Annotated in this window: 23 protein-coding genes; 12 read left to right on the top strand and 11 right to left on the bottom strand. The window is 71.1% G+C overall.

The features are described from left to right. The first annotated feature begins 78 nt into the window (after positions 1-78). The 3 genes from AQJ84_RS36570 to AQJ84_RS45020 all read left to right on the top strand — a co-directional run bounded on the left by AQJ84_RS36570 (position 79) and on the right by AQJ84_RS45020 (position 2,795). Positions 79-1,404, top strand: coding sequence for a M20/M25/M40 family metallo-hydrolase (locus tag AQJ84_RS36570; RefSeq protein ID WP_030044616.1), 1,326 nt, complete (start codon positions 79-81; stop codon positions 1,402-1,404). A 156-nt stretch (positions 1,405-1,560) separates the two neighbouring features. Then, a complete protein-coding gene (gene chpH, locus AQJ84_RS36575) occupies positions 1,561-1,794 on the top strand; it encodes a chaplin ChpH (RefSeq protein WP_053193065.1) in 234 nt (77 codons plus the stop codon). A gap of 227 nt (positions 1,795-2,021) precedes the next feature. After that, on the top strand, positions 2,022-2,795 hold the full coding sequence (locus tag AQJ84_RS45020; protein ID WP_030044614.1) for a chaplin: 774 nt from the start codon (positions 2,022-2,024) through the stop codon (positions 2,793-2,795). A gap of 69 nt (positions 2,796-2,864) precedes the next feature. On the opposite strand, the gene AQJ84_RS36585 is transcribed toward AQJ84_RS45020, so the two are convergent. Further along, entirely contained in the window at positions 2,865-3,053 is a 189-nt protein-coding gene (locus AQJ84_RS36585; RefSeq protein ID WP_005485166.1) for a DUF5703 family protein, read from the bottom strand. 47 nt (positions 3,054-3,100) lie between these two features. Between AQJ84_RS36585 and AQJ84_RS36590 the strand changes: the two genes are divergently transcribed. After that, on the top strand, positions 3,101-3,808 hold the full coding sequence (locus AQJ84_RS36590; RefSeq protein ID WP_030044613.1) for a hypothetical protein: 708 nt from the start codon (positions 3,101-3,103) through the stop codon (positions 3,806-3,808). A 105-nt stretch (positions 3,809-3,913) separates the two neighbouring features. Here AQJ84_RS36590 and AQJ84_RS36595 read toward each other — a convergent pair whose 3' ends face one another. Continuing rightward, the gene (locus tag AQJ84_RS36595; RefSeq protein ID WP_053193064.1) at positions 3,914-6,046 is read right to left on the bottom strand and encodes a helix-hairpin-helix domain-containing protein; all 2,133 of its coding nucleotides are present in this window, start codon (positions 6,044-6,046) and stop codon (positions 3,914-3,916) included. Further along, positions 6,043-7,026, bottom strand: a complete 984-nt coding sequence (locus AQJ84_RS36600; RefSeq protein WP_030044612.1) for an aldo/keto reductase — start codon at positions 7,024-7,026, stop codon at positions 6,043-6,045. The genes AQJ84_RS36595 and AQJ84_RS36600 overlap by 4 nt, the downstream gene beginning before the upstream one ends. 392 nt (positions 7,027-7,418) lie before the next feature. On the opposite strand from AQJ84_RS36600, the gene AQJ84_RS36605 reads away from it, so the two are divergent. Together AQJ84_RS36605 and AQJ84_RS36610 are read left to right on the top strand one after the other, a co-directional pair. Then, the gene (locus AQJ84_RS36605) at positions 7,419-8,474 is read left to right on the top strand and encodes an LLM class F420-dependent oxidoreductase (RefSeq protein WP_030044611.1); all 1,056 of its coding nucleotides are present in this window, start codon (positions 7,419-7,421) and stop codon (positions 8,472-8,474) included. A 238-nt stretch (positions 8,475-8,712) separates the two neighbouring features. Next, positions 8,713-9,501, top strand: coding sequence for a hypothetical protein (locus tag AQJ84_RS36610; protein WP_030044610.1), 789 nt, complete (start codon positions 8,713-8,715; stop codon positions 9,499-9,501). Positions 9,502-9,529: 28 nt separating this feature from the next. On the opposite strand, the gene AQJ84_RS36615 is transcribed toward AQJ84_RS36610, so the two are convergent. After that, a complete protein-coding gene (locus tag AQJ84_RS36615; protein WP_030044609.1) occupies positions 9,530-10,525 on the bottom strand; it encodes a magnesium and cobalt transport protein CorA in 996 nt (331 codons plus the stop codon). 62 nt (positions 10,526-10,587) lie between these two features. On the opposite strand from AQJ84_RS36615, the gene AQJ84_RS36620 reads away from it, so the two are divergent. From AQJ84_RS36620 to AQJ84_RS36640, 5 genes are all read left to right on the top strand, one after another. After that, entirely contained in the window at positions 10,588-11,274 is a 687-nt protein-coding gene (locus AQJ84_RS36620; protein ID WP_030044608.1) for a histidine phosphatase family protein, read from the top strand. A 69-nt stretch (positions 11,275-11,343) separates the two neighbouring features. Further along, on the top strand, positions 11,344-11,934 hold the full coding sequence (locus AQJ84_RS36625; RefSeq protein ID WP_053193062.1) for a DUF3090 domain-containing protein: 591 nt from the start codon (positions 11,344-11,346) through the stop codon (positions 11,932-11,934). Further along, a complete protein-coding gene (locus AQJ84_RS36630) occupies positions 11,898-12,776 on the top strand; it encodes an SCO1664 family protein (RefSeq protein WP_079022755.1) in 879 nt (292 codons plus the stop codon). Before AQJ84_RS36625 ends, AQJ84_RS36630 begins: the two co-directional genes overlap by 37 nt. A 137-nt stretch (positions 12,777-12,913) precedes the next feature. Then, the gene (gene mshC / locus AQJ84_RS36635; protein WP_030044606.1) at positions 12,914-14,143 is read left to right on the top strand and encodes a cysteine--1-D-myo-inosityl 2-amino-2-deoxy-alpha-D-glucopyranoside ligase; all 1,230 of its coding nucleotides are present in this window, start codon (positions 12,914-12,916) and stop codon (positions 14,141-14,143) included. A gap of 157 nt (positions 14,144-14,300) precedes the next feature. Next, positions 14,301-15,254, top strand: coding sequence for an NHL repeat-containing protein (locus tag AQJ84_RS36640; RefSeq protein ID WP_053193060.1), 954 nt, complete (start codon positions 14,301-14,303; stop codon positions 15,252-15,254). 56 nt (positions 15,255-15,310) lie between these two features. On the opposite strand, the gene AQJ84_RS36645 is transcribed toward AQJ84_RS36640, so the two are convergent. From AQJ84_RS36645 to AQJ84_RS36675, 7 genes are all read right to left on the bottom strand, one after another. Then, positions 15,311-16,300, bottom strand: a complete 990-nt coding sequence (locus AQJ84_RS36645) for a PAC2 family protein (RefSeq protein ID WP_053193058.1) — start codon at positions 16,298-16,300, stop codon at positions 15,311-15,313. A 126-nt stretch (positions 16,301-16,426) separates the two neighbouring features. Beyond that, a complete protein-coding gene (locus tag AQJ84_RS36650) occupies positions 16,427-17,098 on the bottom strand; it encodes a FadR/GntR family transcriptional regulator (RefSeq protein WP_030044602.1) in 672 nt (223 codons plus the stop codon). Positions 17,099-17,213: 115 nt separating this feature from the next. After that, the gene (locus AQJ84_RS36655) at positions 17,214-17,774 is read right to left on the bottom strand and encodes an SMI1/KNR4 family protein (RefSeq protein ID WP_030044601.1); all 561 of its coding nucleotides are present in this window, start codon (positions 17,772-17,774) and stop codon (positions 17,214-17,216) included. A 152-nt stretch (positions 17,775-17,926) separates the two neighbouring features. Then, positions 17,927-19,543 (bottom strand): glycerol-3-phosphate dehydrogenase/oxidase, encoded by a 1,617-nt coding sequence (locus tag AQJ84_RS36660; RefSeq protein WP_030044600.1) that lies wholly within the window; start codon positions 19,541-19,543, stop codon positions 17,927-17,929. A 41-nt stretch (positions 19,544-19,584) separates the two neighbouring features. After that, entirely contained in the window at positions 19,585-21,123 is a 1,539-nt protein-coding gene (gene glpK / locus AQJ84_RS36665; protein WP_030044599.1) for a glycerol kinase GlpK, read from the bottom strand. A gap of 78 nt (positions 21,124-21,201) precedes the next feature. Further along, entirely contained in the window at positions 21,202-21,996 is a 795-nt protein-coding gene (locus AQJ84_RS36670) for an MIP/aquaporin family protein (protein ID WP_030044598.1), read from the bottom strand. Positions 21,997-22,362: 366 nt separating this feature from the next. Further along, complete coding sequence (locus AQJ84_RS36675; protein ID WP_030044597.1) at positions 22,363-23,127, bottom strand: IclR family transcriptional regulator; 765 nt, start codon at positions 23,125-23,127, stop codon at positions 22,363-22,365. A 282-nt stretch (positions 23,128-23,409) separates the two neighbouring features. Here AQJ84_RS36675 and AQJ84_RS36680 point away from each other — a divergent pair. Then, a partial coding sequence (locus AQJ84_RS36680; RefSeq protein ID WP_211276884.1) for a homocysteine S-methyltransferase family protein occupies positions 23,410-24,272 on the top strand: 863 nt, incomplete at its 3' end.

Raw genomic sequence — 24,272 nt, forward strand, 5'->3', positions numbered from 1 at the left:
GACCGGTCTTGGGGTGGGAGCCCCGGGAGGGGGAGGATGAGGGGAACCACCAGCAGTGACGGCGCGGGAGGAAGCAGCGTGAGCGAGTCGGACAGGGCCAGGGGCGTCACCGGCGAGGACGAGGTCGTGGACCTCTGCCGTGAGCTGATCCAGATCGACACCAGCAACTACGGCGACCACTCGGGCCCAGGCGAGCGCAAGGCGGCCGAGTACGTCGCCGAGAAGCTCGCCGAGGTGGGGCTCGAACCGCAGATCTTCGAGTCGCACCCGGGGCGCGCGTCCACCGTGGCCCGCATCGAGGGGGAGGACCCGTCCCGGCCGGCGCTGCTCATCCACGGTCACACCGACGTGGTGCCGGCCAACGCGGTCGACTGGACCCACCACCCCTTCTCCGGCGAGATCGCGGACGGCTGCGTGTGGGGCCGTGGCGCGGTCGACATGAAGGACATGGACGCGATGACCCTCGCGGTCGTCCGGGACCGGCTGCGCAGCGGGCGCAAGCCGCCCCGGGACATCGTCCTGGCCTTCCTCGCCGACGAGGAGGCGGGCGGCACGTACGGCGCCAAGCATCTCGTCAAGAACCACCCCGATCTCTTCGAGGGCGTCACCGAGGCCATCAGCGAGGTGGGCGGGTTCTCGTTCACGGTGAGCGAGGAGCGGCGGCTCTATCTGATCCAGACGGCCGAGAAGGGCATGCACTGGATGAAGCTGACCGTGGCCGGCACCGCCGGACACGGATCGATGATCCACCGGGACAACGCCATCACCGAGCTGTCGGAGGCCGTCGCGCGGCTCGGCCGGCACACGTTCCCGGTGCGGGTCACCAAGACCACCCGGGCCTTCCTCGACGAACTCGGCGACGCGCTCGGCACCGAGCTCGACCCGGAGGACATGGAGTCGACCCTGGCCCGGCTGGGCGGTATCGCCAAGCTGATCGGCGCGACCCTGCACAACACCGCCAACCCCACGCAGCTGGGCGCCGGTTACAAGGTCAACGTGATCCCCGGCGAGGCCACCGCGCACGTCGACGGGCGCTTCCTGCCCGGGCACGAGGAGGAGTTCCTCGCCGACCTCGACCGGATCCTCGGCCCGAAGGTGCGACGCGAGGACGTGCACTCCGACAAGGCGCTGGAGACCTCCTTCGACGGGGCGCTCGTGGCGGCGATGCAGTCGGCGCTCATCGCCGAGGACCCGACCGCGAAGGCCATCCCCTACATGCTCTCCGGCGGCACCGACGCCAAGTCCTTCGACGACCTCGGCATCCGGGGCTTCGGCTTCGCGCCGCTCAAGCTGCCGCCGGAGCTGGACTTCGCCGGGATGTTCCACGGTGTCGACGAGCGGGTGCCGGTGGAGGGGCTGCGTTTCGGCGTGCGGGTCCTGGACCGGTTCATCGAGGCGTCCTGAATTGCCACACTGAAACGACACTCCACTATTCGCTCGAATGTACGGAACCGACTGGGAAGAGTGAATGCGACGATAAGCTCGTAGCTCCATTACTCCCTCCTCGTTACAGGTGATGCGATCCGCTACTTGGGATCGCATTGCCAACTAGGAGGAATAATGATCAAGAAGGTCGTCGCCGCTGCGGCTGCCACTGGCGGTCTGGTTCTCGCGGGCGCGGGCATGGCCGTCGCCGACTCGGGTGCGCAGGGTGCCGCCGTGCACTCCCCGGGCGTTCTTTCCGGCAACGTGGTCCAGGTGCCCGTTCACGTCCCGGTGAACGTCTGCGGCAACACGGTCTCCGTGATCGGGCTGCTGAACCCCGCCTTCGGCAACACCTGCATCAACAACTGACGTTGTGCCTCGCCCCGTGAAGGGCTGAGCCGGTCGGCTCCGGAGTGCGCGCCATGCGCTCCGGGGCCGACCGGCCTTTTCGGAACGGTTCTTTTCCGGTGTCGAGGACTCGAACTCAGAACTCGAACGCAGGAACGCGGACTTCGAGAACTTGATCCTCGAGATCTCGAACGTCGAGAATGCGAACTTCGGGAATTCGGGACAAGGTCGAAGGCAGGGATTCAGTAATGCGACAGGTCACCCGCAAGGGCCTGATGACCGTGGCCGCCGCCACCGGCGTGATCGCCGCAGGCGGCGCCGCGCACGCGGACTCGGGCGCGAGCGGATCGAGCGCGAACTCGCCCGGCGTACTGTCGGGCAACTCGGTGCAGGCTCCGGTGCACGCGCCGGTGAACGTCTGCGGCAACACGGTCAACGTCGTCGGGGTCCTCAACCCGGCGATGGGCAACAAGTGCGTCAACACCGGCGTCGAGAGCGGCGGCAAGGGCTCACCCGGTGGGTACGGCGACTCCGGCGGGCACGGAGGCCACGGGGGCTCCGGCGGCTCGGGCTCGTCGGCGGACGGACACACCGCAGGCTCCCCGGGCGTCGGCTCGGGCAACCATGTCGAGGTGCCCGTCGACGCGCCGGTCAACGTCTGCGGCAACAGCGTCGACATCATCGGGATCGGCAACGCCACCTCGGGCAACGGCTGCTCCGACGGAGACGGTTTCGGCGGGAGCGTGCCTCCGGGAGGCGGCCAGGAGACCCCGCCCGGCAGCCCCGAGCAGCCGGGCAACCCCGGCAGCCCGGTGGAGCCCGGTCTTCCCGGTGCCCCGAACACGCCGCCGGGCGACTCGCACCCCAACCAGCCGGGTACCCAGACCGTCACCCAGCCCAAGGGTGCCGCGCAGCTCGCGCACACCGGCAGTGACCTGCCGATGGGTCTGGCGCTCCCGGTGGGCGCGGGGGCGCTGCTGGCGGGCTCGCTGCTCTACCGCAAGGCGCGCGCCTCGGCGTAGAGGACGCGCACACGCGCAACGGAGCGGGCCCTGCCTCGGTGGGGCCCGCTCCGTTTCCGTCGCCTCAGCTCACCAGGTGGCGCGAACCTGGCGGATGATCCGCCGACGCAGCCGCACCCTGCGGCTGCCGTCACGCAGCAGGCTCAGGCGGTCCAACTCCCAGTGTCCGTACTCGGCATGGTCCGTCAGCAGGCGTGTGGCGTCCTTGCGGGAGACCCCGCGTGGCACGTACACGTCGACAAATTCGTATTCCGGCATCGCATCTATTGTGCGGTCTGGGGCCTGGTACGGATAGCGTCTGCACTATGTCTGATGCTGCGCAGCCCACCGCTGCCGAGGTACGCGCCGCCGCCGAGGCGGTCAAGACCGCGCTCGACCGCCACCTGGCGGCGGTCGAACGCCGGTCCGGGGAGGACGACCCTGCCGTCTACGAGGCGTTCAACCAGCTGGCCGCGGCCGCCGAGGTGTACGACGAGCTGCTCTACGACCGCTACGACGAGGTCACGCCCTTCGAGATCCCCGGCGCGGAGGACTCGCTGCCGCCGTACACCGGCCCCGAGGAGCCGAACGCGCTCAGCGTGCTGATCCGCCGTGACTACGCCGTGGCGGAGCCCCAGCGGCTGCTGGCACAGGCACAGCGGATCGAGGCGGCGGACGACGAGGGCGGCGAGGCCTCCGGCACGGTGCACGGGGCGCTCGGCGTCCTGTTCGGCGAGTTCGAGGCCGACGAGATCGCCTCCCGGCACAAGGAGTTCGGCCTGGAGGAGGGCGACTCCACGCTCTGGGTGACGGCCGCCGACGAACCGGCCGAACCCGGTGAGTGGCTGGAGGCCCCGTTCGAGCAGGCCGACGCGCAGCGGGTGGTGTGCCGCTTCGACGTCAGCGCGGTCTTCGACGACGACGAAGCCGACGACATCGACGACGAGGACACGGACGACCTCGACGAGATCGACGATGACGAGGAAGAGACAGAGGAAACAGCGGAGGCGGCGCGGCTGGACACGGATCGCTGAGCGAACGCCCACCGCGACACCAACCGAACCACGGTGGCGGCGGCGGTCTCGGAGGCCGGATCGGCCCTCCGGGACCGCCGCCGTTCCCGTGCGACGGCGTCTCGGTCAGCCGCCGGCCGGGACCTGCGGAGCGAGCAGCGCCGGCAGGCGGGTCGTGCGCGGCTTCGCCGGGATCTCGGCCACGGCACGCGCCAGCGCCTGGTCAGCGCCGTGGACCACGGACAGGTGTCGGTCCGCCCGGCCGAACGCCGTGTACACCCACGGCCGGCTGAGCGCCTGCACGGCGTCGCCGGGCAGCACCACGACCACCGCGGGCCACCGGGCCCCCAGCGCCTGGTGAGCGGTCAGCGCCCACCCGTGCCGTACGGACTGCTCCACCCGCTCCTTCGGTACGACGACGGCCTCGCCCGCACACGACAGGTGCAGCCCCTCGGCGTCGGCCTTGACCACGCGGCCCGGCAGCGTTCGGCCCGGCGCGGGGGAGTAGGCGACGCGGTCGCCGGGGTCGAAACCGCCGAAGCGGCCGGGGCCGGGGTTCAGCCGCTCCTTGAGGGCCGCGTTCAGCGCGCGGGTGCCGGCCGCGCCGCCGTGGCCCGGCGTGATCACCTGCGTCTCCTCGGCAGGAATCCCGATCGCCCGGGGCACCGAGTCCGCGACCAGCTGCACGGTCCGGTGGACGGCCTCGCCCGCGTCCCGCACCGGCACGATCACGACCTCCTTGCCGGGGGCCTCGACCTGGTTGAGCTCGCCGATGCCGACGCCGGAGACCAGCTCGCCCAGCGGGCCCGGGTCCGGACGCCGGGAGGTGACCAGGGGGCAGATCCGGGCGGCCAGCAGATCCGCGAACACCCGGCCGGGCCCCACGGACCACAGCACCGCCGGATCACCGGCCAGCACCAGCCGGGCGCCGTCCGGCAACGACTCGGTGAGCAGCGCCGCCGTCTCGACGTCCAGCTGCGGCGCGTCCAGCACCACCAACACATCGAGATCCAGTGCTCCGTCGGCGTCCCGGCCGGGCCCTTCGAGGCCGGACAGCAGCCCGCCGACGGTGGTGACGCCGGAACCGGCGCCTTCCGCCGCCCGAGCGGCGAAGCGGTCGCGGCCGACCGGACCGTGGAAGGCGGCCCACGCACGCAGTCCCAGCTCCCGAGCAGCGCCCAGCAGCGCGGCCGGTTCGGCGAGCGAGGCCTCTCCGCCCGTGTGCAGAACCAGACCATGGCCCGCGACCGCCCGGATCAGCTCGGCGGTGGAGCTCCCGGCCGAGGCGGCGGCCCGCTCCCAGTCCGCGGCCGAACCGTCCTCCTTCGGCACGGAGTTGATCAGCCGGGCCAGGCCGTCGGCGAGGCTCTCCTCCGCGAGGGCGTACCGCTCCAGCCCGACCAGCACCCGAACCGGCCGCTCCCCGTCCTCCCCGTCCCCCTCCGCCTCGCCGCGATGCTCCGGCACTCCGGACTCCTCCAGGGCGTCCTGGAAGACCAGGGCGTCGCCCTCGGCGATCGTGTCCTGAACGGCCGCGTCCGGATCCGGCACGCCCTGGCGGCCGAGCGCGGAGACGAGCGCGGCCATCTCCAGAGCGGTGTGCCCGGCGAGGGCGGCCTGCTCCAGCAGCCACACGGTGACCGCGCGACCGCGGCGCTCGTCGTCCGGGGCGCACTGGTCACCGAGGAGCGCCCGCGCGAACCCGTCGGCCTGCTCGGGCCGCACACCGGTGACCCGCAACAACTGCCAGGGGTCGTCCCGCAGCCGTTCGTCGGCCCCCTCGCCCAGGGCCGCGACGACCTGGGACGCGAGGGTGTCCGGCGCACCACCCTCGGTCAGCACCCGCCGCGCGGCCTCGACGGTCTCCGCGTCGGCGGCCACGGCCACCGGGGAGGCGGCCACCGGTTGTGGCCTCGCCGCGGGTGCCGGCCGGCGAGGTGCGGGACCGGGCTCGGCGAAGACGGCGGCCACGGGCTTCTCGCCGCTCTCCACGGCCCGGACGGCCGCGAGGAGGTCGGCGGCGGTCCCGCTGAGTTTGGTCCCGGCCGCGATGGGCCCCTGCTTCTCGGCCTTCCGCCTCTCGATCCGCTCCCGCTCCAGCCGCTGCGCGGCCAACTCGGCCTCGGCCTCGGACTGCTTCGCCGCGGCTTCGGAGTCGCCCTGCGCCGCTTCCACCCCTGGACCGCCCTCCGCCGCGACGTCCGGCGTCCCCGGTTCGGCGGCCTCTGCGTCCTCGGCGGGCTCCGGCTCCGTGCTCACAGCGTGCTCCAGTCGTGATCGGGATAGCGGTGCACGGGCGCCGACACATCGTCGAGCGCCCGGCAGATCTCGTCAGGAAGACTAAGGGTCTCCACTGACAATGCCGCCGTGAGCTGCTGCGAGTTGCGCGCGCCGACGATCGGCGCGGCCACACCCGGACGGTCGCGCACCCATGCGAGGGCCACCTGGAGCGGAGTCACCGCGAGCCCGTCCGCCGCCGTCGTCACGGCGTCCACGATGCGGGTCGCGGTGTCGTCGAGGTACGGGGCGACGAACGGCGCCAGATGATCCGAGGCGCCCCGGGAGTCCGAGGGCGTCGAGTGCCGGTACTTGCCGGTGAGCACCCCGCGTCCGAGTGGCGACGAGGGAAGCATGCCTATGCCCAGATCCAGCGCCGCCGGCAGTACCTCCCGCTCGACTCCGCGCTGCAGCAGCGAGTACTCCAACTGCGTGCTGGCCAACCGGGTCCGGGTGCCAGGCGCCGCGATCTGCCAGGTGGCGGCCTTGGCGAGCTGCCACCCGCAGAAGTTCGAGACCCCGGCATACCGGGCCCGTCCGCTGCTGACCGCCAGGTCCAGCGCCTGCAGGGTCTCCTCCAGCGGGGTGTCCGGGTCGAAGGCGTGGATGTGCCACACGTCGACGTAGTCCGTGCCGAGCCGGGACAGGGAGGCGTCCAGCGCCGAGAGCAGATGCCCGCGTGACCCGTCGAACCGCCGATCCGGATCCGGCACGCTGCCGGCCTTCGTCGAGATGACCAGGTCGCGGCGCGGCACGAGGCCTTCCACGAGACGTCCGAGCAGGTACTCGGCCTCCCCGTCCCCGTACACGTCCGCGGTGTCGACGAGGCTCCCACCCGCTTCCCAGAACGTCTTCAAGAGGTCCGCCGCGTCGTGCTCGTCGGTGTCCCGGCCCCAAGTGAGAGTGCCGAGCCCGATCCGGGACACACGCAGGCCGGTGCGGCCGAGATGCCTCTGCTCCATGAACGCCGAGATTACTGGCCAGAACCTGCGGTGTGGGGGCCTGTGGATAACCAGTTTCCGCCGGCACCAGGGCCGTTGCCGCAGACGAGGACAGGCTGAAGACGCAGACCGACGCCACAAGGGTCCCGCACTCGCGTACGACGAGCAGGGGACGTGTCGGGGGGTGTCCGCCCGCAGCGGGTTCGCGTCAACACGGCCGCGTGGGGAGATAGCCGATTCCGCGACGTTCCGAGGGCGGCCCCCCCGACGCGGCGCCGACCCACGACGCGGCCCCGAGCCACCCTCGAACCCGAGCCGCTACGCGCACCCCGTCCACCCGCACAGGCCGCCGCAGGCACCCACACGCTATGGTCTCCGCACAAGGGACGTTACTGATCGGTAAGGGGAACGGCATGCAGCTCGGGATCAACCTCGGCTACTGGGGTGCCGGCATGGACGCGGACAATCTGGCCGTCGCCCAGGAGGCCGACCGCCTCGGATACGCCGTCTGCTGGGCCGCCGAGGCCTACGGCTCCGACGCGGCCACCGTACTCACCTGGGTCGCCGCCCAGACCGAACGCATCGACGTCGGCTCGGCCATCTTCCAGATCCCGGCCCGCCAGCCGGCCATGACCGCGATGACCGCGGCCACCCTCGACTCCCTCTCCGGCGGCCGCTTCCGCCTGGGCCTCGGCGTCTCCGGCCCCCAGGTCTCCGAAGGCTGGTACGGCGTCAAGTTCGACAAGCCCCTCTCCCGCACCCGCGAGTACGTGGAGATCGTCCGCAAGGCGATGACCCGCGAACGCCTCTCCTTCGAGGGCGAACACTGGACCCTCCCCCTCCCCGGCGGCCCCGGCAAGCCCATCAAGCTCACCGTGCACCCGGAGCGCGAGCACATCCCGCTGTACATCGCCGCCATCGGCCCGAAGAACCTCGAACAGACCGGTGAGATCGCCGACGGCGCCCTGCTGATCTTCCCGTCCGCCGACCACATCGAGGACACCGCGATCAAGTACCTGCGCGCGGGCCGGGAGAAGGCCGGCAAGACCCTGGACGGCTTCGACGTCTGCCCGACCCTGCCCCTGGCCGTCGGCGACGACAAGGACGTGACCACCCTCGCCGACACCTTCCGCCCGTACACCGCGCTGTACGTCGGCGGCATGGGCAGCCGGAAGCAGAACTTCTACAACCAGCTCGCCCAGCGCATGGGATACGAGCAGGAGGCCGCCGAGATCCAGGACAGGTACCTGTCCGGCGACAAGCAGGGCGCGGCGGCCGCCGTACCGCACGACCTCATCGACAAGACGACGCTCCTGGGCTCCGTCGACCGCATCGCGGACCGGATGAAGGCCTACGCGGCGGTCGGTGTCACCACCCTCACCCTCGCCCCCGCGGGCTTCACGCTCGACGAGCGGATCGCCTCGCTCCGCGCCGGCACGGAGGCCATGGAGCGCGCCGGCCTCGCATAGGAGCAACCGGTTCGACCACCGGAGGGTTCCGCGGCCGTGGTGGGGGCTCGGGGGTCTTCCCCGCCACGGCCGTCACACAGAACAACGCGCCCGAGCCCGCACGGTTACGCCTCAGGAGTGACTCCGGGCGTCCTCCTTTTGGCGGAGTTGTCCGACACAGCTGTTGCAGCACCCCTCGCGCCGCATTTGACTCGTTCTTTGCGGATCCTGCGGAGAGTCCTGCAGAGAGGTGCTCACGATGCTTTCGGCCAAGAGTCTGTTCCAGGAGATCCTCGACAACGACGAGTCGTTCCGGCTGTTCTGCTCCATCGCGGCCAGTGGGGAGTCCCAGGGCGGCTGGGAGAACGCCCGCATCGCCGCGCTCGTCCCCGCGGGCGAGCGCCACCTGGCCCCCAAGATCACCCGGCACGGAGCGGACGAGGACAAGCACGGGCGGATCTTCAACGCGCTGATGAAGAAGCGCGCCCTGGAGCCCGTTCCGGTGCCGCCCGAGACCGACTACACGATGCTGCTGGAGAAACACGGCATCGGACTGGCCCACGAGAAGCTCAAGAGCGACGAACCGCTGACCGTGCCGGACATCGTCACCTACCTGGCCCACAGCCGGGTCACCGAGCAGCGGGCCTCGGAGCAGATGGACCTGCTGCGCAAGCACTTCGCCGACCATCCCGACCTGGGTCGCGCGGTGCGGATGATCTCCCATGACGAGGACAACCACCTCGCCTACTGCCACGAGGAGTTGCTGCGCCTCGCGTACGCGGGGCACGGCCGGGCCATCCAGCGGGCGCTGCGGGAGTGCGCTCTGGTGGAGATCAGGGTCTACCGGGACGTCAGCCTGGCCGTCATGGCGCACATGGGCCGCATTCTCGGCTGGCCGAAGGCGAAGTCGGCGGTGCTGGCGGCGGGCATCCACGCGGTGTACGCGTACGAACGCCTGGCGGGCTGGCGCCGGATGGTGTCACTGGCGATGCCGGAGCGCCGTGACGCGCTGGGCGGCCCGGCGACCTCGGCTCCCGAGTTCGCCTGACCCGACCGCATCCACCCCACCGCACCCGCTACATCCACCCCCGGCTCTTGAACAGCCGGTACAGCAGCACCTCCAGGACGGCCATCAGCACGATCACCGCCGGATACGCCCAGACCCACCGCAGCTCCGGCATGTGCTCGAAGTTCATGCCGTAGATCCCCGCGATCATCGTGGGGATCGCGGCCATGGCCGCCCACGCGGAGATCTTCCGCATGTCGTCGTTCTGGCGGACGCTCATCTGCGCGAGGTGCGCGGACAGGACGTCCGAGACCAGCCGGTCGAGACCCTCCACGGACTCGTTCACGCGCGTGAGGTGGTCGTTGACGTCGCGGAAGAAGGGCCGCGCGCTGTCGTCCACGAAGGGCACCACCCCGCCGAACTGCTCGACACCCGCGAGCCGGGCCACGGGCAGCGCGAGCGGGCCGGTCGCCCGGCGGAACTCCAGGATCTGCCGCTTGAAGGTGTAGATCCGGGACGCGGTGTGGCGCGAGCCGCCGCCGTCCGGAGAGAACACCTCCGTCTCCAGCTCCTCCAGGTCGGTCTGCAGCTCCGTCGCCACTTCCAGGTAGTGGTCGACGACGGCGTCGGCGACCGCGTGGAGCACGGTGGTGGGGCCCGTGCCGAGCAGCTCGGGCTCCTGCTCCAGACGGTGCCGTACGGCGCTCAGCGGGGCGCCCTCGCCGTGGCGGACGGTCACCACGAACGAGTCGCCGAGGAAGAGCATGACCTCGCCGGTGGAGACGGCGTCGCTCTTCGGCTCGTACACGACGGGCTTGAGGACGACGAAGAGCGAGTCGTCGTAGACCTCCAGTTTGGGCCGCTGGTGGGCCTTCAGGGCGTCCTCGACCGCCAGCGGGTGCAGGTCGAACTCGCGGGTGACGCGGTCGAACTCCTTCTCGGACGGTTCGTGCAGACCGATCCAGACGAACCCGTGCGCCGCCCGGGCCTCGGCCAGGGCGTCGGAGAGGTCTTCGGGGCCGGCCGTCCGGCGCCCTTCACGGTAGATGGCACAGTCGACGATCACTGAACGTGTTCTCCCGTCGCCGAGGGGCCGCCGGACGGCGACGTACGCCTACGCTGGGCCGCATGCCCACGTTGATCCTTGTACGGCACGGACGTTCCACCGCCAACACCGAGGGGCTGCTCGCCGGGTGGACGCCCGGGGTCGCCCTCGACGAGCGGGGCGCCGAACAGGCCGCCGCGCTGCCCGGGCGGCTCGCCGGGCTGCCGATCGCCGAGATCGTCACCAGCCCGCTGCAGCGCTGCCAGGAGACGCTCAGGCCGCTGCTGGACGCACGTCCCGGCCTCACCGCGCACACGGACGAGCGGATCGGGGAGTGCCACTACGGCGACTGGTCGAACCGCAAGCTCGCCGAGCTCGCGGACGAACCGCTGATGCAGGTGGTGCAGGCGCACCCCTCGGCGGCGGCGTTCCCCGGCGGGGAGTCGATGCGCGCGATGCAGACCCGCGCCGCCGAGGCGGTGCGCGAGTGGAACGCGCGCGTGGAGCGCGATCACGGCCCTGACGCCGTGTACCTCATGTGCTCCCACGGCGACATCATCAAGTCGCTCGTGGCGGACGCACTCGGACTTCATCTCGACCTCTTCCAGCGGATTTCTGTTGAACCGTGTTCCATCACCGCGATCCGTTACACCCGTCTGAGGCCGTTTCTCGTCCGCCTCGGCGACACCGGCGACTTCGCGTCCCTGGTGCCGCGCGAGGAGGCGCCGGCCGACGAAGCCCCGGTCGGGGGTGGTGCGGGCGCACCGTGATCGTCAGGCGCAGTAGGGTGAAGCGGTCCGCTCACGACCACGTACTCACGATTTCAATGGAGACAGGACGTGTCCCGTCAGGTGTTCCTCTACGACCCCCCGGACCGCTTCGTGGCCGGTACGGTCGGACTGCCCGGACGCCGTACGTTCTTCCTCCAGGCCACGGCCGGCCCCCGGGTGACCAGCGTGGCCCTGGAGAAGACCCAGGTGGCCGCGCTCGCCGAACGCATGGACGAGCTGCTGGACGAGGTTCTGCGCCGTAGTGGCGGCAGCGCCGCCGTCCCAGCCGTCGCACCCTCCGAAGTCGCCGACTCCGAGCCGCTGGACACCCCCGTCGAGGAGGAGTTCCGGGTCGGCACCATGGCCCTCGCCTGGGACGGCGACGAGCAGCGCATGATCGTCGAGGCGCAGGCCCTCGTCGAACTCGACGCGGACTCCGAGGAGGACCTGGCCGAGGCCGAGGAGCGTCTCCTCCAGGACGAGGAGAACGGCCCCCCGATGCTGCGGGTCAGGCTCACCGGCGCACAGGCGCGGGCCTTCGCCAAGCGGGCCCTGGACGTCGTCAACGCCGGGCGGCCGCCGTGCCCGCTGTGCAGCCTCCCGCTCGACCCGGAAGGACACGTATGTCCGCGCCAGAACGGATACCGCCGCGGAGCGTGACGGCCGGACCGACGTCGAGCGAGCCGCCCCCCGAGGCGTCCGCCGAACCGCCCGCCGCAGCGTCTCCCGAACTGCTCGTCGAAGGCGAGCTCACCGTGCGCGGCCGGATCCGCGAGGCGTCCAACGCCGCGCTGTACTGCACGGTCGCGCGCGACGGACAGGAGGCCGCCTGCATCTACAAGCCGGTGGCCGGGGAGCGGCCCCTGTGGGACTTCCCCGACGGGACCCTGGCCCAGCGTGAGGTCGCCGCCTACGAGGTCTCCGAGGCGACCGGATGGGGCCTCGTGCCGCACACCGTGCTGCGCGACGGGCCGTACGGCGAGGGAATGTGCCAGCTGTGGATCGAGACGACGCCCGACTCCGAGCTGCTCGCCCTCGTCGACGCGGAGGAGCCGGAGCCCGGCTGGAAGGCGATCGGTTTCGCCGAGGTGGGGGAGGGGCGGACCGCGCTGCTGGTGCACGCCGACGACGAGAGGCTGCGCCGGCTGGCCGTGCTGGACGCCGTGATCAACAACGCGGACCGCAAGGGTGGTCACTTCCTGCCCGCCCCCGACGGCCGTCTGTACGGGATCGACCACGGTGTCACCTTCAACGCCGAGAACAAGTTGCGGACGCTGCTGTGGGGGTGGGCGGGGGAGCCGCTCACGGGTGAGGCGGTCGACGTACTGAAGGGCCTCAAGGAGGCGCTCGGCGCTGCCGGGGCGCTCACCGCACGGCTGGCCGGGCTGATCACCGCCGCCGAACTCGACGCCACCCGCGCGCGTGTGGACGCGCTGCTGGCCACCGGGAAGCACCCGGAGCCGAGCGGGGAGTGGCCGGCCATCCCGTGGCCTCCGGTGTAGCCGCGGCGCGGCGGAGGCCGGTGCGGTCTGCCGCCGTGGCGTGCTGCACACCTCTCCATAGGGCGCAAGAACGCCTTACCGGCCATCCGGCCCGGTCCGGTTCGTATCCGGAACATCCGTCCGGTTAGGCTCATGACATGCATGCCTGGCCCGCTTCCGAGGTCCCCGCCCTGCCTGGTCAGGGCCGCGACCTGAGGATCCACGACACCGCGACCGGCGGTCTGGTCTCCCTCGATCCCGGTCCCGTCGCCCGTATCTACGTCTGCGGCATCACGCCGTACGACGCGACCCACATGGGACACGCGGCGACCTACAACGCGTTCGACCTCGTCCAGCGCGTGTGGCTGGACACCAAGCGGCAGGTTCACTACGTCCAGAACGTCACCGACGTCGACGATCCCCTTCTCGAGCGGGCCGAGCGCGACGGCGTCGACTGGGTCGCGCTCGCCGAGAAGGAGACCGCGCTCTTCCGCGAGGACATGACGGCCCTGCGGATGCTGCCCCCTCAGCACTACGTCGGCGCGGTCGAGGCGATACCCGGCATCGTGCCGCTCGTCGAACGACTGCGCGACGCGGGTGCCGCGTACGAACTCGAGGGAGACGTCTACTTCTCCGTGGAGTCCGACCCGGACTTCGGCAAGGTGTCGGGCCTGGACGCGGCCGCCATGCGCCTGTTGTCCGCCGAGCGCGGAGGCGACCCCGACCGGCCGGGCAAGAAGAACCCGCTCGACCCGATGCTGTGGACGGCGGCCCGTGAGGGCGAGCCCAGTTGGGACGGCGCCTCGCTCGGCCGCGGCCGGCCCGGCTGGCACATCGAGTGCGTCGCGATCGCCCTCGACCACCTCGGCATGGGCTTCGACGTACAGGGCGGCGGTTCCGACCTCGCCTTCCCGCACCACGAGATGGGCGCCTCGCACGCCCAGGTGCTGACCGGCGAGTTCCCGATGGCCAAGGCGTACGTCCACGCCGGCATGGTCGCCCTGCACGGCGAGAAGATGTCCAAGTCCAAGGGCAACCTCGTGTTCGTGTCGAAGCTGCGGCGCGACGGCGTCGACCCGGCCGCCATCCGGCTCGCCCTGCTCGCCCATCACTACCGGGCCGACTGGGAGTGGACCGACCAGGTACTCCAGGACGCCCTGGACCGGCTCGGCCGCTGGCGTGCCGCCGTCTCGCGCCCCGACGGCCCGCCCGCCGAGGCGGTGGTCGAGGAGATCCGCGAGGCCCTCGCCGCCGACCTGGACGCGCCCGCCGCCCTGGCCGCCGTGGACCGGTGGGCGGAGCTCCAGGACGCGCGGGGCGGTACGGACGAAGGCGCGCCCGGTATCGTGTCACGCGCGGTGGACGCCCTGCTCGGCGTGGCCCTGTAGGACCGCAGGACGTCAGTGAGGGGCGCTTCCTCCCCACCGGGGGAAGCGCCTTTCGGCATCCGGCAGGGGGCTGCGGTGGCGACGGCCATGTGATGGGGTGAGAGCGGCTGTTGACCGTTCCGGCCGGCCTTGCCGGCCCCCTGCGGAAGGACGCACAGTGGCACTCACGGACCGTTCCTTCGCACGTCGAAGACTGCTCACCACTGCCGCCGCCCTCTCCGGCGCGGCCCTCCTCGGTGGTACGGCGCACGCGGCCGAGACCCGGCAGCACGCGTGGCCCGCACGGTTCCCGCTGCCCGACGGCTTCCAGCCCGAGGGCATCACCATCGGTTCGAAGCCCGTCGCCTACTTCGGCTCGCTCGCGGACGGAGCCATCTACCGGGCGAGTCTGGCGACCGGCCGCGGCGCGGTCGTCGGCAAGGGCCTCGGCGCCGGGCACCCCTGCGTGGGCCTGAAGATAGACCGGCAGGGCACGCTCTTCGTGGCCGGCGGCGACAGCGGAGAGATCCGCACGGTCGACGCCCGCACCGGAGACGTTCGGCAGGTGTACGCCACCGGCGGCACCTTCGTGAACGACGTCGTCCTCACACCCGGCGCCGCCTGGTTCACCGACTCCTTCAAGCCCCAGCTCTACCGGCTGGCCCGCGGTGGCGACCGCGGCCCCGGCTCCGTGCGCGTCCTGCCGCTGACCGGCGACTGGGAGCAGGGCCCGGACTTCACCGCCAACGGCATCGAGCGCACGCCCGACGGCAGCGCCCTGCTCGTGGTCAACGCCTTCGCCGACGGTGGCAGCCTCCTGCGGGTCGACCCGCGCACCGGGGCCGCCCGCACCGTCGACCTCGGCTCGTCGAGACTGCCGAACGGCGACGGCCTGCTGCTGCTCGGCCGGATCCTCTACGCCGTCCAGCAGCAGCAGAACGCGATCGACGTGTTCCGGCTGAACGACGCCGGCACCAAGGGCACCGCGATCGCCCGCATCACCGATCCGCGCTTCCGTATCCCGACGACGGTGGCGGCGTGGGGCGAGCGCCTGTACCTGCCGAACGCGCGCTTCGACGTGGAGCCGACACCGCGGACCGAGTACGACGCGGTGACGGTGCGGCGGGTCTGAGACCCCAGGACCGACGCGGTAGGGCGGTGCGCCGACAGGCACACCGCCCTACTGGTTCACTCCTCCGACGACGACGAGTCCTCGTCGTCCGCCTCCGGCTTCGGCGGCTTCGGCGGTTTCGTACGACCGCCGGGGTTGTCCCGCAGGTACGGGGTGCTGTCGCTGCCGTCCGCCGTGGCGTGTCCGCCGGAGCCGCCCGGCCCCGACCCGTCCCGGCGCCGCAGATACCGCTCGAACTCCCGGGCGATCGCCTCGCCCGACGCCTCCGGCAGCTCGGCGGTGTCCCGGGCCTCCTCCAGCGTCTGGACGTACTCGGCGACCTCGCTGTCCTCGGCGGCCAGCTGGTCCACACCCACCTGCCAGGCGCGCGCGTCCTCGGGCAGCTCGCCCAGCGGGATGCGCACGTCGATCAGGTCCTCCAGACGGTTGAGGAGGGCCAGCGTCGCCTTCGGGTTCGGCGGCTGCGACACGTAGTGCGGAACGGCCGCCCACAGCGACACGGCCGGCACACCCGCGTGCGTGCACGCCTCCTGGAGGATGCCGACGATGCCCGTGGGGCCCTCGTACTTGGTCTCCTCCAGGTCCATCCGCTGGGCCAGGTCGGCGTCGGACGTGACGCCGCTGACCGGCACCGGACGGGTGTGCGGGGTGTCGCCCAGCAGGGCGCCCAGGACCACCACCAGCTCCACGCCCAGCTCGTGCGCGAAGCCGAGGATCTCGTTGCAGAACGAGCGCCATCGCATGGACGGTTCGATACCTCGCACGAGCACGAGATCGCGCGGCTTCTCACCGCCGACCCGGACGACCGACAACCTTGTCGTGGGCCACGTGACCTTGCGCACTCCGCCGTCCAGCCACACCGTGGGGCGGTTCACCTGGAAGTCGTAGTAGTCCTCGGCGTCCAGCGCCGCGAACACCTCGCCCTTCCACTCCCGGTCCAGGTGTGCGACCGCGGTGGAGGCGGCGTCGCCGGCATCGTTCCAGCCCTCGAACGCGGCCACCATGACTGGGTCGATCAGCTCGGGAACTCCCTCCAGCTCGATCACCCAGCGCCTCCTTCCGACGTGCCCTCGCTTAACGACCCAACCTTACGGCGTGCGGCGGGGGCGCCCGCAGCCCCCTTGCACGGGGGAGTGAACGGATCACTGCCCCGATCGCCGTCCCCGAACACGTCACAGCGAAGACCGCAGCCACTGCTCCACGCTCGCGATGTGCACGGTCGCCCAGGAGCGGGCCGCCTCGGCGTCCCGGTCGCGCAGCGCCGCCAGGATCGCCCGGTGCTCGTGCAGGGTTCGGCTGACCGCGTCCTCCTGCGTCAGACCGCGCCAGATGCGGGCCCGGGTGGTGGGCCCGGACAGGCCGTCGAGCAGGGAGCAGAGGACCGAGTTCCCGGAACTCTGCACGATGCCCCGGTGGAACTCGAGGTCGCTGGCGACCAGCTCCTCCACCGACGGGTCGTCACCGAGCTTGTCCAACTGGGCAGAGAGCGCGTCCAGTTGCTGCTCGCTGATGCGCAAGGCGGCCATCGCGGTCGCGGCCGGCTCCAGGATGCGGCGCACGGCCAGGAACTCCAGCACCGTGTCGTCGCGGTGGAAGTCGACGACGAAGCTGACGGCTTCCAGGAGCAGCTGGGGATCCAGACTGGTCACATAGGTGCCGTCGCCCTGCCGTACGTCCAGGATCCGGATCAGCGACAGGGCGCGCACCGCCTCCCGCAGGGAGTTGCGCGACAGTCCCAGATCGGCGGCGAGCTCGCTCTCCTTGGGAAGCCGGTCACCGGGGCGCAGCGCTCCGCTGACGATCATGCCCTTGATCTTCTCGATCGCCTCGTCGGTGACTGCCATGCCGGTCTCCCTGCCGTTCAGACATCGGATGTCTCGGCTCATTATGCGCGGCGCCCACGACCCAGTGAACCCGCCACCGGAACCGGTCCGTCCCGCCGGGCCGCGGCGGGCCACCTCAGGCGGCGTCGAACCACTCCCTGCCGGCCGCCCAGTGGGCCACCCAGCCCGCGAAGCCCGGCGCCGAGGTCGTGTGGCCGAACTCCGCGCCGAAGGGCATCGCGCCCACCTCGGTGACGTGCCAGACGTGTCCGCGGTGCGGTCCGGTCACCACGAGGTGCCAGTTCATGGCGCACCCATCGGTACCGAGCACGATCGAGCCGTGGTCGAAGACCTGCTCGATGGCGGCGTCGAGGTCCTCGGCCTCCGTCTCGTCTTCCTCCCACAGCCACCCCTCCGTCAGCGGGAACGGCTCGCCCAAGGCCCGGCCCTCGCCGTCGTCCCCCCAGTCGTACGGGAGTTCGGCCAGTCCTATGAGTCCGTACTCCGGCGGCCCCTGCGACGACCCGTCCGATATCTCCGCCACGAACGTCCGGTACGGCTCCGGCAGCACCACCCCGTGCTCCGCCTCGAAGGCACGCACCGCGTCCCAGCCGAGGGCCGACGCGCCTCCGTCGTCCACGGCGAACGCCTCCCGCAGCGCGGCGAGTTCTGCGGGGGCGGCGTGATCATTGTTCATGACGCTCATGAAAGCACCCGGCACTGACAGAGCGGCACGCGAAAGGGGCGGCTTCCATCGGCGTGGAGCCGCCCCTTCCGCGGGTCCGGCCCCTAGGGGAGAGGGGCCTTACCCGGCGATGCGGCCCCGGTCGGGAGGGGCCGCACCGAGGTCTACTTCTTGTCCAGCAGGTCCTGCACCTTGGCGCGGACCTCGTCGGTGGCGAGGCCGCGGATCGTCAGCGTCGTGCGGCGGCGCAGCACGTCGTCCTGCGTCTCGGCCCACTCGTTGTCCCGGGCGTAGACGACCTGCGCCCAGATCTCCGGGGCGTCCGGGTGGACCCGCTCGGCGAGTTCGGGGTTCTCGTTGGCGATCCGGGCGATGTCGAAGGCCAGCGAACCGTAGTGGGTCGCCAGGTGCCTGGCCGTGTCGGCCGACATGCGCGGACCCGGCGCGGGGTGGTCGACGAGCAGACGGTGCGCCACGGCACGGGGGTTGGCGACACCCGGCAGCGGCAGCTTCTTGGGCAGCGAGGACATCGGTTCGAAGTCGTCGCCCAGCGGGTGGCCCGGCAGCGCCTCCAGCTTCTGCATCACCGTACGGCCGATGTGCCGGAAGGTCGTCCACTTGCCGCCCGCGACCGACAGCATCCCGCCCCTGCCCTCGGTCACCACGGTCTCGCGCTTGGCCTTCGCCGTGTCACCGGGGCCGCCCGGAAGCACGCGCAGGCCCGCGAAGGAGTACGTGATCAGGTCACGGTCGAGCTGCTGGTCGCGGATGGAGAACGCGGCCTCGTCGAGTATCTGGGCGGTGTCCTTCTCGGTGACCGCGACGTCCGCCGGGTCGCCCTCGAACTCCTCGTCGGTCGTGCCGAGCAGCAGCATGTCCTCCCAGGGGAGGGCGAAGGTGATGCGGTACTTGTCGATCGGGGTGGCCAGCGCGGCCTTCCACGGGGAGGTGCGCTTCAGGACCAGGTGGGCGCCCTTCGACAGGCGGATGGACGGCGCCGCGTTCGGGTCCTCCATCCTGCGCAGGTGGTCGACCCACGGCCCGGTCGCGTTCAGCACCAGCCGGGCGTTCACGCCGAACTCGTCACCGGACTGACGGTCCCGCAGGTCCGCACCCGTCACCCGGCCCTTGGTGAAGCGCAGGCCGGTGACCTCGGAGTGGTTGAGGACGACCGCGCCCGCCTCGACGGCCGCGCGGACCGTCATCAGCGCCATGCGGGCGTCGTTCATCTGGTCGTCGCCGTACACGGCCACGGCCTTGAGGTTGTCGGTGCGCAGCTCGGGCACGTCCTGCGCGGCCTTCGACGGCGAGAGCAGGTGACCGACGCCGTCACCGAAGGCGGAGAGCGCGGAGTAGGCGAACACGCCCGCCCCGAGCTTCGCCGCGCCGTGCGGCCCGCCCTTGTACACGGGGAGGTAGAACGTGAGCGGGTTCGCCAGGTGGGGGGCCACCTGGCGGGACACCGCACGGCGCTCGAAGTGGTTCTCCGCCACCAGCCTCACCGCGCCGGTCTGCAGGTAGCGCAGACCGCCGTGGAGAAGCTTGGACGAGGCGGAGGAGGTGGCGCCGGCGAAGTCGCCGGCGTCGACCAGAGCCACCCTGAGGCCGGACTGCGCGGCGTGCCAGGCGGTGGAGATGCCCAGGATGCCGCCGCCGATCACGAGAAGGTCGTACGACGCCTTGGCGAGCTGCTCCCGGGTCTCGGCGCGGCTCGGGTTCGAGCCGGAAGCCGGGCGCGTACCGAGGGCAGGCACGGACTGCAGGGTGGTCTGACTGGTCATGTGGGGTTCTTACTCCTCGTCAGAGCTCTTGAGGGTTCTCGTCAGCTCTCGTCTTCAAGCCAGCCCATGGTCCGCTCGACGGCCTTGAGCCAGCTCTTGTACTCACGGTCGCGGGTCTCCGCGTCCATGCGGGGGGTCCACTCGGCGGCCCGGCGCCAGTTGGCGCGCAGGTCGTCGGTGTTGCTCCAGAAGCCGACGGCGAGACCGGCGGCGTAGGCGGCGCCGAGGCAGGTGGTCTCGGCGACCATCGGGCGCACCACGGGAGCGTCCACGAAGTCCGAGAGCGTCTGCATCAGCAGGTTGTTGGAGGTCATGCCGCCGTCGACCTTGAGGGCCGCGAGCTCGACGCCGGAGTCCTTCGTCATGGCGTCGGTGATCTCACGGGTCTGCCAGGCCGTGGCCTCCAGGACGGCGCGCGCGAGGTGCGCCTTGGTGACGTACCGGGTCAGGCCGGCGATCACACCGCGGGCGTCGGAGCGCCAGTACGGGGCGAACAGACCGGAGAAGGCCGGCACGAAGTACGCGCCGCCGTTGTCCTCGACCGAGAGCGCGAGGGTCTCGATCTCGGCGGCGGTGGAGATCAGGCCCATCTGGTCGCGCATCCACTGCACCAGCGAACCGGTGACGGCGATCGAGCCCTCGAGCGCGTAGACCGGCTTGTCGTCACCGATGCGGTAGCCGACGGTGGTCAGCAGACCGGAGTACGAGTTGATGATCTTCTCGCCGGTGTTCATCAGCATGAAGGTGCCGGTGCCGTACGTCGACTTGGCCTCGCCCTCGGCGAAACAGGTCTGGCCGAACAGGGCCGCCTGCTGGTCGCCCAGCGCGGAGGCGACCGGGATGCCGCCGAGCAGGTCGCCCAGCTTGCCGCCGGTGACCTCGCCGTAGACCTCGGCGGAGGAACGGATCTCGGGGAGCATCGACATCGGAACGCCGATGGACTCGGCGATCTTCTCGTCCCACGCCAGCGTGTGCAGGTTCATCAGCATGGTGCGGGAGGCGTTGGTGACGTCGGTGTAGTGCTTGCCGCCGTTGACACCGCCGGTCAGGTTCCAGATGACCCAGGTGTCCATGGTGCCGAAGAGGATGTCGCCGGCCTCGGCGCGCTCGCGCAGGCCCTCGACGTTGTCCAGCAGCCAGCGGGCCTTGGGGCCGGCGAAGTACGAGGCGAGGGGAAGGCCCGTCTCGCGGCGGAAGCGGTCCTGGCCGACGTTGCGGCCGAGCTCCTTGCACAGACCGTCGGTGCGGGTGTCCTGCCAGACGATGGCGTTGTGGACGGGCTCACCGGTGTTCTTGTCCCAGAGCAGCGTGGTCTCGCGCTGGTTGGTGATGCCGATGGCCTTGATGTCGTCCCGGGTGATGCCGGCCTTCTCGATGGCTCCGGCGACGACCTCCTGGACGTTGGTCCAGATCTCGGTGGCGTTGTGCTCGACCCAGCCCGGCTTCGGGAAGATCTGCTCGTGTTCCTTCTGGTCGACCGAGACGATACGGCCGTCGCGGTCGAAGACGATGCAGCGGCTGGAGGTGGTGCCCTGGTCGATCGCGGCGATGAAGGGGCCGGCGGTGTGGGCGTCGGTCACTGTGTGCTCCTGGAAGTCCGTGGTTAAGGGGCTGTACGTACGGCGCGCGCTGGATGGCTCGGTGTGAGCCGGACGCTCTTAAGCAAATGCGACGTTGTAGATGCCTGCAGCGATGGCGCCGCCGATCAGCGGACCGACCACCGGGATCCAGGCGTAGCCCCAGTCGGAGCCACCCTTGTTGGGGAGGGGCAGGAGGGCGTGCACGATGCGCGGGCCGAGGTCACGGGCCGGGTTGATCGCGTAACCGGTCGGGCCACCGAGGGACAGACCGATGGAGACCACGACGAGCGCGGTGATGAGGGCGCCCAGGGTGCCCAGGCCGTCACCGTTGGCGTTCAGGCCCTGGGTGAGGACGGCGAGCACCAGGACCACGGTGCCGATGATCTCCGTGGCGAGGTTCTGCCACACGACGCGGATCTCGGGGCCGGTGGAGAAGACGCCCAGGACCGGGCCGGCGCCCTTCTCCCGCGCCTCGACGGACTTGGTCGCGGTGGCCTGCGTGTCGGGGCCGCCGACGATCTCCTGGTCGGTGAGGTGCGCCTGGAACTGGCCGTAGTAGGCGACCCAGACCAGCGCCGCGCCGATGGCCGCGCCGAGCAGCTGACCGGCCCAGTAGACCGGGACGTTGCTCCAGTCGCCGTCCTTGATGGCGAGTGCGAGCGTCACGGCCGGGTTGAGGTGGGCACCGGAGAGCGGCGCCGAGGTGTACACGGCCGTCAGTACGGCGAAGCCCCACCCGAAGGTGATGGCCAGCCAGCCGGCGTTGCGAGCCTTGGAGGCCTTCAGCGTGACAGCGGCGCAGACACCGCCGCCGAGCAGGATGAGTATGGCGGTACCGATGGTCTCGCCGATGAAGATGTCGGAGCTGGACACCCGCGACTCCTTTGTCCTTCGTCCAGGGGAAGCAGAACCCCGGGTCCCTCCGGTGGTTCGCGTGCTCTCGGGGTGAGAGCGATGCCGGCCCTTGGCGTTGTCACACTCTAGCGCGTATTGCCGGTAGGTGTTCGACAATGCCGACCGATGGACGGGAGTCTTGCTCCGGCATTACGTGCACGTCAAGGGCTCTGTTATCGAAAGTGCGATCGTTATTGATTGCCGCGAGCTATCGATCTTGACTTCGGCACATAGGGCTCCGGAGCGGGCACTGTGTGTACCGATCTATGTGTTTGCCCTGTTTGTCGGAGTACGGCTGAGGGCCGGAACACCTCTCGGCGTTCCGGCCCTCGGTCGTACGTGTTCTCAGAAGCGCCCGGCGCCCAGGTCCCGCGACACCGCGCGGGCGCAGTCCCGTACGGCCGCGATCAGCTCGGGGCGCAGCTCGCCGTCCCGGTACAGCCGCTCCACGGCCCCGGTGATGCCGACCGCCCCCACCGGCATGCGCCGCCGGTCGTGGATGGGCGCGGCGATGGAGGCGACGCCCTCCCAGGTCTCCTCGACGTCGGCCGCGTACCCACGCGCGCGCGTCATGTCGAGGATCTGCTCGAACGCGTCCAGGTCGCACACGGTCCGGTCCGTGAACGCCTTGCGGTCGCTCTCCAGCGCCTCGCTGTGCGCGACCGGGTCGTACGCGGAGAGCACCTTGCCCAGGGCCGTGCAGTGCAGGGGCTGCATGGCCCCGATCTCCAGGACCTGCCGGCTGTCGTCGGGGCGGAAGACGTGGTGCACGATCAGCACGCCCTGCTGGTGCAGCACGCCCAGGTGGACGCTCTCCCCGCTGGAGCGGGCCAGGTCGTCCGTCCACACCAGGGCGCGCGCCCGCAGCTCGTGCACGTCGAGATAGGTGGTGCCCAGGCGCAGCAGTTCGGCACCCAGCTGGTAGCGGCCCGACGCCTCGTCCTGCTCCACGAACCCCTCCGCCTGGAGGGTCCGCAGGATGCCGTGCGCGGTGCCCTTGGCGAGGCTCAGCGACGAGGCGATGTCCGAGAGGCCGAGCCGTCGCTCGCCGCCCGCGAGCAGCCGCAGCATCGCGGCCGCCCGTTCGAGCGACTGGATGTTCCGTGCCATCGCCGTCCTGCCTCCGTCCCCTGCGACCGCCGACCCGCGGCGCCCGCTGCCATCGTTCGGCAATGTCGAACACTACCGGTCCATGCCGACCTCCCGCTAATGGTCGGTCCACATCTGTTGCGTCACTCGTGTTCCGAGAGTGACCTGCCGGCCATCCTCGTCCGCCCCGTGGACGCTCTGACCAGCGGGCCACCGACCCGGTTACCCTGACGGCGTCGCCGCGGGGACTGTTCCACGGGTGACGCCAAGCCGACAGCCGTCGCACCTCGAGGGAGCCCTTTCATGGCCTCTGTGCCGCTGACCCCTTCCGCCGACAGCCGGACCCGTGTGTCCGCACTCCGAGACGCGTTCGCCTCCCGTGTGGTGGTGGCCGACGGAGCGATGGGCACCATGCTGCAGGCTCAGGACCCGACGTTGGAGGACTTCGAGAACCTCGAGGGCTGCAACGAGATCCTGAACGTGACCCGCCCGGACATCGTCCGCTCCGTCCACGAGGCGTACTTCGCCGCCGACGTCGACTGCGTCGAGACGAACACCTTCGGCGCCAACCACACGGCGATGGTCGAGTACGACATCGCCGACCGCGTGTTCGAACTGTCCGAGGCGGGCGCCCGCATCGCCCGCGAGGTCGCCGACGAGTACGCGGCCCGCGACGGCCGCACCCGCTGGGTCCTGGGCTCGGTCGGTCCGGGCACCAAGCTGCCGACGCTCGGCCACATCGCGTACGGCACGATCCGCGACGGCTACCAGACCAACGCCGAGGGACTCCTGGCCGGCGGCGCCGACGCCCTGATCGTCGAGACGACGCAGGACCTCCTCCAGACCAAGGCCTCCGTCCTCGGTGCCCGCCGCGCGATGGAGGCGACCGGAGTCGAGGTGCCCCTGCTGGTCTCGATGGCCTTCGAGACGACCGGCACGATGCTGCTGGGTTCCGAGATCGGTGCCGCGCTGACCGCGCTGGAGCCGCTGGGCATCGACATGATCGGCCTCAACTGCTCGACCGGTCCGGCCGAGATGAGCGAGCACCTGCGCTATCTCACCCGCCACTCCCGCATCCCCCTGCTGTGCATGCCGAACGCCGGCCTGCCGATCCTGACCAAGGACGGCGCCCACTTCCCGCTGGGCCCGGAGGGGCTCGCGGACGC

The sequence above is a fragment of the Streptomyces resistomycificus genome (assembly GCF_001514265.1).
Classification (GTDB): Bacteria; Actinomycetota; Actinomycetes; order Streptomycetales; family Streptomycetaceae; genus Streptomyces; species Streptomyces resistomycificus.